Annotated in this window: 12 protein-coding genes; 4 read left to right on the forward strand and 8 right to left on the reverse strand. The window is 62.9% G+C overall.

From position 1 onward, the window contains the following. Positions 1-248 precede the first annotated feature (248 nt). Together B5V03_RS30285 and B5V03_RS30290 are read left to right on the forward strand one after the other, a co-directional pair. A complete protein-coding gene (locus B5V03_RS30285; protein WP_129274050.1) occupies positions 249-1,067 on the forward strand; it encodes a uracil-DNA glycosylase in 819 nt (272 codons plus the stop codon). Next, positions 1,064-2,686, forward strand: coding sequence for an amidohydrolase family protein (locus B5V03_RS30290; protein WP_129274051.1), 1,623 nt, complete (start codon positions 1,064-1,066; stop codon positions 2,684-2,686). Before B5V03_RS30285 ends, B5V03_RS30290 begins: the two co-directional genes overlap by 4 nt. Here the strand turns inward: B5V03_RS30290 and B5V03_RS30295 are convergent. Further along, complete coding sequence (locus B5V03_RS30295; RefSeq protein WP_129274052.1) at positions 2,683-3,717, reverse strand: aldo/keto reductase; 1,035 nt, start codon at positions 3,715-3,717, stop codon at positions 2,683-2,685. The two genes, B5V03_RS30290 and B5V03_RS30295, sit on opposite strands and share 4 nt — an antisense overlap. Positions 3,718-3,730: 13 nt before the next feature. Continuing rightward, entirely contained in the window at positions 3,731-4,912 is a 1,182-nt protein-coding gene (locus tag B5V03_RS30300) for an MFS transporter (RefSeq protein WP_164988387.1), read from the reverse strand. A 98-nt stretch (positions 4,913-5,010) separates the two neighbouring features. Between B5V03_RS30300 and B5V03_RS30305 the strand changes: the two genes are divergently transcribed. Next, positions 5,011-5,964: a LysR family transcriptional regulator gene (locus B5V03_RS30305; protein WP_129274054.1), complete on the forward strand. Its 954-nt coding sequence runs from the start codon at positions 5,011-5,013 to the stop codon at positions 5,962-5,964. A gap of 217 nt (positions 5,965-6,181) precedes the next feature. Here the strand turns inward: B5V03_RS30305 and B5V03_RS30310 are convergent, their stop codons facing one another. Genes B5V03_RS30310 through B5V03_RS30335 form a run of 6 tightly spaced genes read right to left on the reverse strand, consistent with a single transcriptional unit; the run spans position 6,182 to position 13,393 of the window. Continuing rightward, positions 6,182-7,681, reverse strand: a complete 1,500-nt coding sequence (locus B5V03_RS30310; protein WP_129274055.1) for a CoA-acylating methylmalonate-semialdehyde dehydrogenase — start codon at positions 7,679-7,681, stop codon at positions 6,182-6,184. A gap of 39 nt (positions 7,682-7,720) precedes the next feature. Beyond that, positions 7,721-9,235, reverse strand: coding sequence for an ABC transporter ATP-binding protein (locus B5V03_RS30315; protein WP_129274056.1), 1,515 nt, complete (start codon positions 9,233-9,235; stop codon positions 7,721-7,723). Positions 9,236-9,275: 40 nt separating this feature from the next. After that, positions 9,276-10,202 carry an ABC transporter permease gene (locus B5V03_RS30320; protein ID WP_129274057.1) on the reverse strand — a complete coding sequence of 309 codons (927 nt, stop codon included), beginning with the start codon at positions 10,200-10,202 and terminating at the stop codon, positions 9,276-9,278. 3 nt (positions 10,203-10,205) lie between these two features. After that, complete coding sequence (locus B5V03_RS30325) at positions 10,206-11,282, reverse strand: ABC transporter permease (protein WP_129274058.1); 1,077 nt, start codon at positions 11,280-11,282, stop codon at positions 10,206-10,208. 9 nt (positions 11,283-11,291) lie between these two features. Next, positions 11,292-12,404: a BMP family ABC transporter substrate-binding protein gene (locus tag B5V03_RS30330; RefSeq protein WP_129274059.1), complete on the reverse strand. Its 1,113-nt coding sequence runs from the start codon at positions 12,402-12,404 to the stop codon at positions 11,292-11,294. Positions 12,405-12,427: 23 nt separating this feature from the next. Continuing rightward, entirely contained in the window at positions 12,428-13,393 is a 966-nt protein-coding gene (locus B5V03_RS30335; RefSeq protein WP_129274060.1) for a dihydrodipicolinate synthase family protein, read from the reverse strand. A gap of 173 nt (positions 13,394-13,566) precedes the next feature. Here B5V03_RS30335 and B5V03_RS30340 point away from each other — a divergent pair, with 173 nt between their 5' ends. Continuing rightward, positions 13,567-14,379 carry a FadR/GntR family transcriptional regulator gene (locus tag B5V03_RS30340; protein WP_206736205.1) on the forward strand — a complete coding sequence of 271 codons (813 nt, stop codon included), beginning with the start codon at positions 13,567-13,569 and terminating at the stop codon, positions 14,377-14,379. Positions 14,380-14,453: the final 74 nt, after the last annotated feature.

The raw sequence follows: 14,453 nt of genomic DNA on the forward strand, positions 1-14,453 counted from the left end.
CCATCTCCTGCAATTGCGCCGCGGAGGTTATGGAGGTCACGCAAGCGTGTACAGGTACGTTTCTGCATGGCCTGCCGCCGCGACGCTCTGTCACGTTCATTGGTCGTGAACTTTTGGCCTCCCCGTCTCGACCCATATACTGGTTGAATAGTGGAACAAACCACCGCCAAGATTGCGCCATGAAGATTGCACCATGGCGATCAGGTTTTTGACGCAGCTATTTTGACATCGGCAGATTGGAGCATTCCATGCTCACGGAATTCGACGCCGGATACGCCCAACAACCTTTTCGCGATTTGTGCGCCAACTATCCGGGCGCCGAAGCCTACGATCCCCATGATTTCCGGATTGAATGGGGACCGATCTTTCATCGCGGCCGGCTCGACGGATCGGCGCGCGTCCTCATCGTCGGTCAGGATCCCGCCCAGCACGAGACGATCGTGCGCCGGATCCTGGTCGGCACCGCAGGCCGGCGGACGCAGGGTTTCCTCGCCAAGCTCGGCATCATGCAGAGCTACGTGATGGTGAACACCTTCCTGTACAGTGTCTACGGGCAGAGCGGCGGCAACAAGCACAAGAACGAGCCCGGCATCGTCGATTACAGGAACAAATGGCTCAAGGCCCTGCTCGGATCCGGCAACATCGAGGCGGTCGTCTCGCTTGGCGGCCTCGCGGACGAGGCCTGGAAGGCCTGGCTGAAGACCGTCGACGGCGCGGCCTACAAGACCCTCGCCTATCAGCACATCACGCATCCGACCTGGCCGGAGAGCTCCGCGCCCGACAACGCGACGCGCGCCGCGAATACCAAGATCATGCTGACCAAGTGGAATGCCGCGCTCGCGGCTCTCGCGCCACAAATCCAGCATCCAGACGTGCCGACGACACTCGTGCCGTATGGCGACGCCTTCAAGCCGACAGAGCTCTCCGACATCATCGCAAAAGACTTTCCCGCGGGCTTGCCGGCCTGGATGCGCGGCGACACGCCGTGGGCCGTGCGCCAGGGCACGGATGCGGCCACCAAGCGGCGCACGATCACGATCACCATTCCCGACGGAGTGATCCCATGAGCCCGGCCGCAAGCCCGACGCGATGGGCGCTGACCGGGCGGATCGTGACGATGGCTGCCGAGGGCGACATCATAAAGAGCGGAACGATCTTCATCGAGAACAATCGCATCGCCGCAATCGTCCCCAAGGGCCAACCGGCCCCGGCGGGCTTCGAGGCCGTCGTTCCGGTGGTAACAGGCGGCACCATCTATCCCGGTCTGATCGAGCTGCATAATCACCTCAGCTACAACATCCTGCCGCTCTGGCAGGTGCCGCAGCTCTACGGCAATCGCGACCAGTGGCAGAATGCGAAATCGTACAAGACATCCGTGACCGGCCCGATGAGTGCGATTGCGCTGGCCGACGACGGCTCGCTGCTGCCCGCCCTGGTCCGCTATGTCGAAGCCAAGTGCATGGTCGCGGGCACCACGACGAGCCAGGGGATCACGCTGTCGAACTGGAGCGGCACGATCCACAAATATTACAAGGGCGCGTTGCGCGCGGCCGAGATCGGCAGCCCACCCGATCTGCCGCGGGCGCACTCGAAGATTCCTGATATCGATGCCCAGGATTGGGCCAAGTTCGACCACGAGCTGAAATCGTCGGCGTGTTTTCTGCTGCATCTCAGCGAAGGCATCGATGCCAAGGCGCATAGCCATTTCCTGGCGCTGCGGAATTCCGAGGGCGATTGGGCGATCGAGCCGTCGCTGGCCGGCATTCATTGCACGGCGCTCGACGCGACCGACTTCGGCACCATGGCCCAAAATCAGGCCAAGGTCGTCTGGTCGCCGCTGAGCAATCTACTGCTCTATGGCAAGACCACCGACGTCATCGCCGCGCGTACCGCGGGCCTCACCATCGCGCTTGGCTCGGACTGGTCACCGTCCGGCAGCAAGAACCTCTTGGGCGAGCTCAAGGCGGCGAAGGTCGTCTCGGCGCATTTCAATCTCGGCTTCAGCGACTACGACATCGTCTCGATGGCGACGCGCAATCCCGCTGCGATCCTGAAGTGGGACGCGAAGCTCGGGACGATCGCCAAAGGCAAGTTCGCCGATCTTCTGGTCGTAAAAGGCGTGACCGGCGATCCCTACGGCCATCTGATCAAATCGCGTGAGCAGGATATCGTGCTGGTCACGATCGCCGGACGACCGCGCTATGGAACGAAGAGCGCCATGCAAAAAGCCGGCGGAAGCGGCGAGGCGCTCAAGGTCGGCAGCAACGCACGGCTGATCGACTTCTCTTCGCCTGATCAGGATGTGGGAATCGAGAAGATCACGCTGGCGGAGGCGACGAGCCGTTTGAGCGCGGCTCTCGGCAATCTCGGCGCGTTGCAGCCGCATAGCCTCGCCATGAGCGACGCGATCGCCCGCGGAACGGTGTCACGCACCGGCTGGCGTCTCGCGCTGGACGAGCAGTTCGGCAACAATGTCCAATTGCGCCCGCGGCTTGAATATAACGGCGTCAGGACCGGCCCGGATCTGGCGGCGGTCGCAGCGGCCGCCGAGCCGCTGCATCCGATCAAGCTGGACGGCCTGACTGTGGCGGGCGACCCCGCCTTCCTGGACACGCTGAAGAGCGAGGCAAATTTGCCGCCGGGAATCGCGACCGCAATCGCCGCTTTCTACCAGCCACCTGCCTAGACCAGCGGCGGGTTCAGCCGCGCAAAGCCCTCCTGGATGCGATAGGGGTAATAGGGATAGGGCGGCATCACGGCGCTGACCGCGTCGAGGCGCTTGATCTGGTCCGCGCTCAGCGACCAGCCAACCGCACCGAGATTATCGCGGAGCTGTGCCTCGTCGCGCGCACCGATGATCACGGAGGAGACGGTGGGGCGCGATATCAGCCAGGCGATTGCGACCTGCGGCACGGTGCGGCCGGTCTCCGCAGCGATCGCATCGAGCACGTCGACGACGGCGTAAAGGCGCGTCTCATCCACGGGCGGGCCGAACTGTGCGGTCGCATGCAGCCGGCTCCCTTGCGGCAACGGCTGATCGCGCCGGATCTTTCCGGTCAGCCGGCCCCAGCCAAGCGGGCTCCAGACCAGCGCGCCGACGCCCTGGTCGTACGCCAGCGGCATCAGCTCCCACTCATAGTCACGGCCGAGCAGCGAATAATAGACCTGATGCGCGACGTAGCGCGGCCAGCCGTGACGATCCGCGACGGCGAGCGACTTCATCAACTGCCAGCCTGCGAAACTGGAGACGCCGACGTAACGCAGCTTGCCGGCACGCACGAGCGTGTCGAGCGTCGACAACACCTCCTCGATCGGCGTGAACGCATCGAAGGCGTGGAGCTGAAGCAGGTCGATCGTGTCGGTGCCAAGCCGGCGCAGGGCCGCGTCGACCGACATCAGCAGCCGATGCCGCGACGAGCCGGCATCGAGCGGGCCGTCGCCGACCGGCAGGCTCATCTTGGTCGAGATCAGCACCTTGTCGCGGCGGCCCTTGATCGCCGCGCCGAGGATCTCCTCGGAGGCGCCGTTCGAATAGACGTCGGCGCTGTCGAACAGATTGACGCCGGCATCGAGGCAGATGTCGACCAGCCTGCGCGCCTCCTCAGCGCCGCTGCGGCCCCAGGCCGAAAACAGCGGGCCCTGGCCGCCGAAGGTGCCGGTGCCGAAGCTGAGGACGGGGACCTTGAACCCGGAGGCGCCGAGATTACGGTAGTCCATGATCGCTCTCCTTCTATTCGGCCGGGCACGCTGCGATCACAGTCTGCCTGCGATCGAGCTGGAGGCTCCACAACGCGAGTACGAGGCCGATCGCCGTAATGCCGGCCGCGACCAGCGGCAGCGCGGAGAGGCCGAGCCCGCGATCGATGGCGACGCCGCCGGCCCAGGCGCCGAGCGCGTTTCCGAGATTGAACGCGGCGATGTTGAGGCTTGAGGCGAGCGTGCGGCCGCTGGGGCCCGCTGCCTCCAATACGCGAAGCTGGAGCGGCGCGACGGTTGCGAAGGCGGCGATTCCAAGCAGCAGGATCAGCGCGATTGTAGGGATCTTGACCGACAGCACCGCGGCAAGGCCAAGCAGCACGATCGCGAGCGCGGCGAGCGTGCCGATCAGGGCACGCGCAAGGCCGCGATCGGCGAGCTTGCCGCCGGCGACATTGCCGATCGCGAGGCCTGCGCCGAACACCAGCAGGATCGGCGAGACCGCGGCTTCCGAAAAGCCGGTGAATCGGGTCAGGATCGGCTGGATATAGGTGAAGACGACGAACAGGCCGGCAAAGCCGAACACGGTCATGGCAAGGCCGAGCAGCACCTGCGGACGGCCGAGCACCGCCACTTCCTCGGCAAGCGAGATCGGCTTGTCGCCATTGCCGACATGGCCGGGCACGAGCGCCGCCACGACCGCGAAGGCAATCACACCGATCACGGTCACCGCCCAGAACGCCGCGCGCCAGCCGAGCATCAGGCCGAACCATGCGCCGAAGGGCACGCCAAGCAGGGTTGCGACCGTCAGGCCGATGAACATGGTTGAGATCGCCGACGCACGCTTGTCCTCGGCGACCAGGCTGGTCGCCACCACCGAACCGACGCCGAAGAAGGTGCCATGGGCGAGCGAGGTCAGCACCCGCGCCGCCATCAGCAGTTCATAGTTGGGCGCCAGCGCACAGGCCGCATTGCCCAGCGTGAAGATCGCCATCAGCGCCAGCAGCACGGTTTTCCGCGGCATCCGTCGCGTGGCCAGCGTCAGCACCGGCGCACCGACGAACACGCCGAGCGCATAACCGGAGATGAGCAGGCCCGCGACCGGCACGGAGACATGCATGTCGGCGGCGACCTGGAGCAGCAGGCCCATGATGATGAATTCGGTGGTGCCAATGCCGAAGGCACCGGCGGTGAGCGCGAGAACGGCGGGAGGCATGCGTGGCTCCAATGGATGAGACGAGCCACGCAGATAGCCGTACCGCAGCAAAACCATTAGAATGTCCGCAATCCAATCATTTATGACGTGAATTCAACATGGCCCGTTTCGACACCAACCGCTCCGCCGAGATGGAGGTCTTCGTCCGTGTCGTCGATCTCGGCGGATTCACCCAGGCCGCGCGAAAACTGCGCCTGACGCCGTCGGGCGTGAGCAAGCTGATCTCGCGGCTGGAGGCGCGGCTCGGCTCGCGGCTGATCAACCGCACCACGCGTAAACTGACATTGACTGAGGAGGGCCAGGCCTTCTACCAGCGCTCATTGCGCATCCTCGGCGAGATGGAGGAGGCCGAGCGCGAAGCCGCATCCGGCGCGGCGCCGCGTGGTCGGCTGACGGTCAACTGCAACATCCCTTTCGGCATGCTGCATGTGATGCCGCTGATCCCGCGCTTCCTGGAAACACATCCCGACGTCACGCTCGATCTCGTTTTGACCGACACGCTGATCGACCTTATGCAGGAGCGCGCCGACGTCGCGATCCGCGTCGGCCCGTTGCGCGCCTCACGCCTCGTCGCGCGAAAACTCGGCACCAGCCGCATGGTCATCGTCGGCACACCTGATTATCTGACGCGCTTTGGCACTCCGAAAAGCCCGACGGATCTCGCCGAGCATCGCGGCATCGGCTGGACATTTCCGCGTATCCGCGGCGGCTGGCCGTTCCGCCGCGGAGACCGCACCGAGGAAGCGGTGCCGCCACCGGCGGCCCGCGCCAGCGACGGCGAAATCGCCCGCCGCCTCGCGCTCGGCGGCGTCGGCCTTGCCCGCCTCGCCCTCTTCCACATCGGCCCCGACATCGAAGCCGGCCGCCTCGTCCCTGTGCTGCAAAACTACAATCCAGGCGACCGCGAAGACATCCACGCCGTCTATGTCGGCCACACCGCCCCACTCCCGGCGCGCGTGCGCGCGTTCATCGATTTTCTCGCCGAGCATGTGCGGGTGAGCGATCCCGCGCTGAAGCGGGCGGGGGATGGGAAGTGGCGGGTGGTGGTGTGAGGCTGATGGCGGAGAGAGTGTCAGTCAATCCCCGTTGAAAAATAAAGCATTTTTGATCTTCTTGAGCCAAAACCTACCATTCGAGCTACTGCCGAACACAACTGTCAGCGGCATACTCGGGCATTTCTCTAAGAGTGCGGCCACTGGAATGACCTATGAAAAGAACGAGGGCCGATGGCCCTCGTAGTCTGGGAGAACAACGTAGTGTCGGGCGCCATCATGACATGGTTGGCATGACGAATTCCGCCCCGGCTCGTATTCCGGTTGGCCAGCGGCTGGTGACCGTTTTCATTCGCGTGTAGAAACGAACGCCTTCCGGACCATGCATGTGGTGATCGCCGAAGATAGACGCCTTCCAACCGCCGAACGAATGAAAAGCCATCGGCACCGGAATCGGCACGTTGATGCCGACCATGCCGACCTTGATCTGATGAGCAAATTCACGCGCGGCATCGCCATCACGCGTGAAGATCGATGTTCCGTTGCCAAATTCGTGCTCATTGATCAGTCGCGCGGCAGTCGCATAATCCGGCGCTCGCACGACCGACAGCACTGGCCCGAAGATCTCGTCCTTGTAGATCTTCATGCTCGGCTTGACATGATCGAACAGGGTCCCGCCTAGGAAGAAGCCGTCCTCATAGCCCTGCATCCTGAACTTGCGCCCGTCCACGAGCAGCTTTGCCCCCTCCGCAAGGCCCGCATCGATGTAGCTCCGGACCTTCTCCAGATGCTGCTTTGTGACAAGAGGACCCATCTCGGCTTCCGGATCGGTACCCGGCCCGACCTTCAGGCCCCGAACCTTCGGCTCCAAGGCGGCGATCAGCTTATCCGCGGTCTTCTCGCCGACCGGTACGGCAACAGAGATCGCCATGCAACGTTCGCCGGCGGAGCCATAAGCGGCGCCCATCAGCGCATCGACCGCCTGATCCATGTCGGCATCGGGCATCACGATCATATGGTTCTTGGCGCCGCCGAGCGCCTGGCAACGCTTCCCGGTATTCGCGGCGGTCGAATAGATGTACTGCGCGATGGGCGTGGACCCTACGAAGCTGACTGCCGAGACGTCTGGATGATGCAGCAGCGCGTCGACGGCTTCCTTATCACCCTGCACCACGTTGAAGACGCCATCCGGCAGGCCGGCTTCCTTCAGCCATTCCGCCATGACCAGTGAGGCAGAGGGGTCACGTTCCGACGGCTTCAGGATGAAGGTGTTTCCGCAGGCGAGCGCGACCGGAAACATCCACATCGGGACCATGACCGGGAAATTGAAGGGCGTGATTCCAGCGACCACCCCGAGTGGCTGGCGCGTGGAATAGCTGTCGACGCGGGTCCCGACATTCTCGGTTAGTTCGCCCTTGAGCAGTTGTGGAGCAGCCGTGGCAAACTCGACCACCTCCATCCCGCGCTGAACTTCCCCGAGCGCGTCGGAATGAACCTTGCCGTGCTCCGATACGATCACGTCGGCGAGCTGTCCTGCGCGGTCTTCAAGGATCCGCAGAAAGCGATTCAATACCCGCGCCCGTCGCAAGGGCGTCGTATCGGCCCAGCCCTGCGCTGCCCGGCTGGCCGCGGCCACCGCGTCCGCCACGAGGGTCCCGTCGGCGGCCGCAACGCGCCCGGTCTGCTCGCCCGTTGCCGGATTGAAGACCGGCAGCCTGCGCTCCGTGTCACCCGGGACCTGCTTGCCATTGATGAAATGATTGATCTGCTTGACCACGAGCATCTCCTTCTCGATTCTGATCTGACGCGACCTGAGTCAGGCCGCTTTCATTCCCGCCATGTATTTTCCGATCACGCGCTTGTCAGCGCCGTCGGCCGATACCTCATGGACAATGCGGCCCGCGCTCATGACGAGGATCCTGTCGACCAAGCCAAGCAACTCGTCGAGGTCTTCCGAGATGAGCAGCACCGCGGCTCCGCCGTTCCGCGCCTCAACGATCCGGCGATATGTTTCTTCGCAAGCGACGAAATCGAGTCCGAAGGTTGGATTGGACGCGATCAGCAATCGGACGTTTTGGGTGAGTTCTCGCGCCAAGACCGCCCGTTGCACGTTGCCTCCGGACAGCGCGCTCATGCTTGCGGTCAAGCCGGGGGCCTTGACACGAAATTGCTTTACGAGCTTCGCGGCCTGCTCCGTGAGCGCTCCGTAGTTCATCGCGATACCGCGACAGAGTGGTGCCCGATCGAAATTGCGCAGGGCGAGGTTCTCTGCCAGCGACATCCGATCAATGCAGGCATTCTTCAGCGGCTCCTGCGGCAACCCGTAGACGCCGAGTCGGGCAATTTCCCTCCGCGTGCCGTTGAACGCGACGCCGGATACGGCGATCGCACCGCTGCGATCGCGCTGGCCCATCAAGGTCTCGACCAACTCCAACTGTCCGTTCCCGGACACGCCGGCAATTCCGACAATTTCACCTTCGCGAACCTCGAGTGAGAGATCCTTCACGGCTGGTAGTCCGTTGTCCCCGTTCACGGACACCTGTTTCATGGAAAGGACAATATTGCTCTTCGGCGGCAATTTCGGTGCGTGCTGCACGGCCTTGCTGACGGGTTCTCCGATCATTGCTTCGGCCAGGGCATCGTCTGACAGATTCGCGACCGCTCCGGTTCGAACTGACGCGCCACGGCGCAGTACCGTGACGTCGTCGGCGTATCGGCGCACTTCGTGAAACTTGTGGCTGATCAGAACAGCGCTGAGCTCGCCCGCCCGCGTCAGGCTGCGAACATAGCCGAGCACCTCATCGGCTTCTGCCGGCGTGAGTACGGACGTCGGCTCGTCCAGGATGAGAAGCTTGCGCCCGAGATAGAGCTGCTTGACGATCTCGGCTTTCTGCTTCTCGCCCGCAGAGAGCTGCGAGACTCGCACGTCGAGCGGGACGTGGAACGGAAGCTTCTTGGTGACTTCGGCCAGCCGCTTCAGCTCGCTTTGCCAGTTGATGTAGGCCGGCAGTCTCGCGCCGCTGACAACGAGGTTCTGCGCGACCGTCATGGACGGAACCAGCGTGAAATGCTGGTACACCATGCCGATGCCGAGCGCGTCGGCATCCTTGGGCGAGTTCAGCCGGTGCTCGCGCCCATCCACTTGGATGTGGCCGTCGTCCGGATGGTAAAAGCCGACGAGGCATTTGACCAACGTGCTCTTCCCGGCTCCGTTCTCCCCGAGCAGCGCATGGACGGTGCCCGACCGGATCAGCAGCGACACGTTGTTCAGAGCGAGATTCGCTCCGAAACGCTTCGTCATGTTCTTGAGTTCGACTTGCGGAGCGGTCATCGGACGATCCTCAGAGGATGTATTCCCGTCACAGCGCTTCTCATCGGTGCAGCTTGAGTTCGCCGGGCGCATCGGCGAACGGCGCCGCGCGCGACGTCGAGGCCACCATGATCGCCAGGGTCAGGATGTAGGGAGCCGCGTTGAACAGGTAGTAATAGCCGGTGACGCCAACACCCTGTAGCGCCGGCCCGAGGGCGCCTGCACCGCCGAACAGAAGTGATGCGCCGAGGGCGTTGATGGAACGCCAACGCGCAAAGATGACGAGCGCCACAGCCATGATCCCCTGCCCGCTGGACAGACCTTCACTCCAGCTCCCGGGATATGAGAGCGACAGGAAGCTGCCACCGATGCCTGCGAGGAAGCCGCCGGCCATTGTCGCCAGGATGCGCACCCGCAATACGGAGAAGCCAAGCGCACGTGCCGCATCCTCGCTGTCTCCGACGGTGCGCAGCATCAGTCCCCAGCCAGTCCTGTTCAGGAAGACATAGACGGCAAAGGCCAGTAAAATTCCGACAAAGAACAGCGCGTTCACGTCCAACGCTGCTCGCACTTGCGGCATGCTCGACCAGAATCCGAGAGATATCGAAGGAAGCGCTGGCGCCTTGGGTTCGATCAAGGGTTTGCCGAAGAAGAACGCCAGGCCAGTGCCGAGCACGATGAGGCTGATACCGATCGCCGTATCGTTGACGCGCTTCACGCTGCACAGGAGACCGTGCAGCAGGCCGAAGGTGGTTCCGGCCAGTCCCGCTGCGAGCACGCCGAGCCAGGGCGAACCAGAAAGATAGGAGACCCCATATCCCGCCATGGCGCCCAGCATGAGCGTGCCTTCGAGACCCAGGTTGATGCGCCCCGATTTTTCGGTGATGAGCTCGCCGATGCTGACGAAGATGAAGGGCGTGGAAACACGGATCGCTCCTCCCAGAATTGCGAGTGGCAGCGTGAGCCAGCCGATTGATGTCACGTCCATGCTTTACCTCCGCGTGTTTTCTCGGAGTTGTTGCGCAATTGCATCCGCAACGAGGACGCAGACGAAGATCAAGCCCTGAAACACCAGCATCGTCGCGTCGGGAAGCTCGAGGCGCCGTTGCAGCAGGCTGGCACTTGCCTGCATGCCGCCGATCAAGAGCGCGACTGCGACAATCGCGAGCGGCTGGTGGCGCGCCAGGAACGCGACAAGGATTCCGCTGTAGCCATAGCCAACGATGAGTGAGGAGTTGGCCGTCCCCTGCACGGCCGCCACTTCGATCGCGCCGGCAACTCCCGCCATTCCACCGGCCACAAACGTCGCACCGATGACCCAGCGATTCACGGCCAGGCCGACCATCCTCGCGACTCTGGCGCTACCGCCGACCACGCGTAGCCCAAAGCCCCACCGTGTGTAGCGCAGCACGACGTGGGCGATGATGGCCAGCGCCAGGCTGACCGCAAGCCCGGCATGAACGCCAACGCCCGGCAGCATGGGCAACATGTAGGACGGATCGATCGGATGGGTCGACGGCTTGTCCAGGCTCGCCGGATCCCGGAGCAGGCCTTCCGTCAGATGGTGAAAGATCGCGATCCCTATGTAGGACAGGAGCAGGCTCGAGATCGTTTCATTCACACCGCGATATTGCCGGAGCACAGCGGCCAGACCGAACCAGAGTCCTCCGGCGAGAGCGCCTGCGGCTAACATGGTGACTTGCATCGGAAATGCGTGCGCCCCCGCAAACGGCAACGTCACGACGGCCCCTGCAAGTCCTCCGAGCACCAGAGCCCCCTCGCCGCCGATGATCACCAGCCCTGCCTGCGCAGGTATGGCAACGGCCAAGCCAACCAAGATCAACGGTGCGGCCCGCGACAAGGTATCCTGCCAGGCGAAGCTGCTGCCGAAGCCGCCCTGAACGATCAAGCCGAATACCGTGAAAGGGTTCTGCCCATACAGGGCAACGAAGGCCGCGAAGACCGCCGATGCAAGCAGCACCGCCAGGACGGGCAAGGCCACGCTGAGCTGGGCTGCGGTTCGCGGCTGGCCCGAAGGCACGGACTCGACTCCCGAGATCGAAGACAAGCTCGCCTCCTAGACTTGGCCGATGATTCCCTCGACGAGGTAGTTGATGCCGTCGAGGACACGGTCGTTGCTGTTCTGCGTGACGCCGGCAGGAACAACGACGTTGCCCTTGTTGTCCTTGAGTGGACCGCTGTAGATCACGAGCGTGCCGCCGATAAGATCTGCTCTTGCCTTCTCGGCCGCAGCGCGGGCCTCGGGCGTGACGAGCTTTCCGAAAGGACTGTTCTTGACGAAATGGTCGGAGATGCCGGCACGCAGATAGTGCTCGGGCTTTTTGCCACCCCGGACGCTGCCGGCATACACAAGATATGGCGTGATCCAGTTCCATTCGGCTCCTGTGAGATAGCCGTTGGGAGCGACATCCGCCTGGCTCGAATGGTAGCCGCACGACATGACGCCGCGCTTCTCGGCCGTCTCGATCACCACCTTCGGGCTATCCACCTGGGCCGCGATGACGTCGGCGCCCTGGTCGACGAGCGTATTCGTCGCCTCCGCTTCGCGCACGGGAAGCACCCAATCGCCAGTGAAGATGACCTGCACCTGAATTGCGGGATCGACCGAACGGGCGCCGATCGCGAACGCGTTGATGCTGCGCAGAAGATTGGGCGTCGGCTTTGCAGCGACGAGGCCGAGCTTCTTGCTTTTCGTCATGTGGCCCGCGACGATTCCCGAAATGTACTGCGCCTCGAAAATGTAGGCGTAGAACGTGCCGATGTTTTCGGGCATGCCTGCCGTCCAGACGCCGCCGGTATGAGCGAAGGTGACATCCGGATATTTGGCCGCCATCTCCAGAACGTGAGGCTTGAAGTAGCCGAAGGACGTCGCCAGGATGAGCTGCGCGCCATCCTGGCGGATCATCCCTTCCATGCTGCGCTGGGCGGCGATCGTTTCGGGAACGCGCTCCTCTTCGACCACCTTGATGCCGGGTAGCTTCTTCAGCGCGGCTGCGGCCTGCGCATGAGACTGGTTGAAGCCATAATCCTGTTTTGAACCGGAATAGAGGATCCCGACCGTAAGGGGCGTTTCCGCGTGCGCAGCCGGAATATCGAGAACGAATGGTGCGGAGCCGGCGGCGGCCAGCATCTGAAGGAACGAGCGACGGTCGAAGGGTCTCAAGGTCATTTTTCTCTCCCTGGATGATCAGGCTATGACGAGGTTCGTTCGGCGGCAGAGAGCAGGCCCGGCGCCTCGCATGCGACGAGGTCTGCTTCCAGCTCTCTCCGTTCGGCGGCGGACAGGGGGGTGACGGGCGCGCGCACGGCGCCACCGGCAATTCCAATCAGATCGCACCAGTGCTTGACCGCCGCGTTCGGCATATGACCGCTCTTCAGCGGGTCCATGATCCACTTGTTGAAGACGGTCCGTTGCGGTGCGAGTGACGCGCAAACGCGCGCCGCCTCTTCCGTTTGTCCGGACGCCAGCAGCGCCACGTAGTTCGCGATCGGCCGAAAGTCCCCGCGTTGGTACAGGTAGGGCTCAGGGTCGGCATACAGGATCGACTGACCTTCGCGCTGCATGTTACCGAAGAAGTTCTCTTCCAGAGGATCGGAGACGAGCACGCCATTGCGCGCGGCTTGGCGAAGCGCAGCGTTCTCGGCTGAAGTGCCGGTGGTCTTCAGCAGCTTGAGATTGGGCAGCGAACAAAGCTGCGTGAAAACGACAGGATCCAATGGGCTGCCTGCAGCGGTTCGGGCGTTGAAGATGACGATCGGCATCTCCAGACGCGTGCAGATGTGGTGCAGATACGCGAGCTGCTGCGCGGGGGATCGCGGGCCGGAGGTCGGAACCATCAGCACGGCGTGACTGACGCCGAGCCGACGTGCGTGCTCGCCAAGCTCGACGGTCTCTTCAACCGAAGGACCCGAGATCACCACTGAAATCCCGAGACGGCCTCCGGCCTCATCGGCGATCACTTCGATAACGCGCTTCCTCTCCTGCAACGTGAGCGACCAGACCTCGCCGATCAGTCCATTGCAGAACACTCCCGCAAGGCCAGTCGCGATGTAGTGGCGGACATTCCGGCGAACCCCGGCCTCGTCGACGGCTCCGGAATTTTCGAAAGGCGTGTGAATCGCCGCCCAGATTTCAGGGATGTTCTGCCCGATCACCATGCCCGTTTCCGCTTATTGACCGGTTCATTCTATTTATCATGATAAACCGGATTTGCATGAATATGCTTGTTATGGGAGAAGTGTCAATCGACGAGTCGGTTCTTTTTCGCGGGCCCGCGCTCAAACCGCCCGGAACACGCATTGGAACCCATTGATGACTCTGGGGAATTCAGATGACGGTAGACTTTGAAAAAATGCCGAAGCAGCCCGGGCGGCTGAAAATCCAAAAACGGGCCGATCTCGTCACCGAAGAGATCAAGCAGTTGATCACGCAGAAGAACCTTCTCCCGGGAGCCAAACTTCCGATGGAAAGGGAGCTTCAGCGGCTGTTTTCAGTCAGCAAGAGCACCATCCGCGAGGCGCTAAAATCGCTTGAGGTGCAAGGACTGATCACGGTCAGCACCGGTCCGACCGGCGGCGCAACCATTATCGAGGTGCCGCTCGCCCGGACGTTTCAACTGTTGCAGAATTATCTGTTCTTCAAAGAAGTCAGCATGGAGGACATCTATGCAGCGCGCCGATTGCTCGAGCCGGAACTGGCTGCCGGCTCAGTGCCATTTCTGTCCGACGAGCAGCTCGACGCTCTTGAGCACAACATCGAGACCTGCCAACCGACCTCGCAGGAGCCTTCTCTTCTGGTCCGTCAACGCCAGGCAGATCTGGATTTCCACGACATCCTGGCTGCCGCAAACCCCAATCCCTTCCTGCGCTTCGCTTGCGAGCTGATCAACGAAATGCTCCGACGCCTGGTGGTCTTCAGCACGCAGACGCCTCCGGAAGAACACACGAAATTCGGGTGCGCCAATGTCAAGATTCACGCGGAGATCGCGAAAGCCGCTCGCGCCAGAGACAGCGAGCGCGTGCGTACCCTTATGAAGGCGCATATGGAGGAAGCTTCGGAATACGTGAAGCGTTTAGACGGCCGTCTCGATGGCCGTCTGATCCTCGACTCGGAAATGGCACCGCGTCTGCGGCCGCTGTCGTGAGGGAACGCAGCACCTAGTTCGTAGTCAGCGTTTATGGAGTCGCTAAACCGGGGAGACCCTGTGCAGGATTCTCC

Source organism: Bradyrhizobium betae (assembly GCF_004123905.1).
GTDB lineage: Bacteria > Pseudomonadota > Alphaproteobacteria > Rhizobiales > Xanthobacteraceae > Bradyrhizobium > Bradyrhizobium betae_A.

Coding starts and splice junctions, on each gene's coding strand:
- B5V03_RS30285 (WP_129274050.1), top strand. CDS start 249: ATGCTCACGGAATTCGACGCCGGATACGCCCAACAACCTTTTCGCGAT.
- B5V03_RS30290 (WP_129274051.1), top strand. CDS start 1,064: ATGAGCCCGGCCGCAAGCCCGACGCGATGGGCGCTGACCGGGCGGATC.
- B5V03_RS30295 (WP_129274052.1), bottom strand. CDS start 3,717: ATGGACTACCGTAATCTCGGCGCCTCCGGGTTCAAGGTCCCCGTCCTC.
- B5V03_RS30300 (WP_164988387.1), bottom strand. CDS start 4,912: ATGCCTCCCGCCGTTCTCGCGCTCACCGCCGGTGCCTTCGGCATTGGC.
- B5V03_RS30305 (WP_129274054.1), top strand. CDS start 5,011: ATGGCCCGTTTCGACACCAACCGCTCCGCCGAGATGGAGGTCTTCGTC.
- B5V03_RS30315 (WP_129274056.1), bottom strand. CDS start 9,235: ATGACCGCTCCGCAAGTCGAACTCAAGAACATGACGAAGCGTTTCGGA.
- B5V03_RS30320 (WP_129274057.1), bottom strand. CDS start 10,202: ATGGACGTGACATCAATCGGCTGGCTCACGCTGCCACTCGCAATTCTG.
- B5V03_RS30330 (WP_129274059.1), bottom strand. CDS start 12,404: ATGACCTTGAGACCCTTCGACCGTCGCTCGTTCCTTCAGATGCTGGCC.
- B5V03_RS30335 (WP_129274060.1), bottom strand. CDS start 13,393: ATGGTGATCGGGCAGAACATCCCTGAAATCTGGGCGGCGATTCACACG.
- B5V03_RS30340 (WP_206736205.1), top strand. CDS start 13,567: ATGACGGTAGACTTTGAAAAAATGCCGAAGCAGCCCGGGCGGCTGAAA.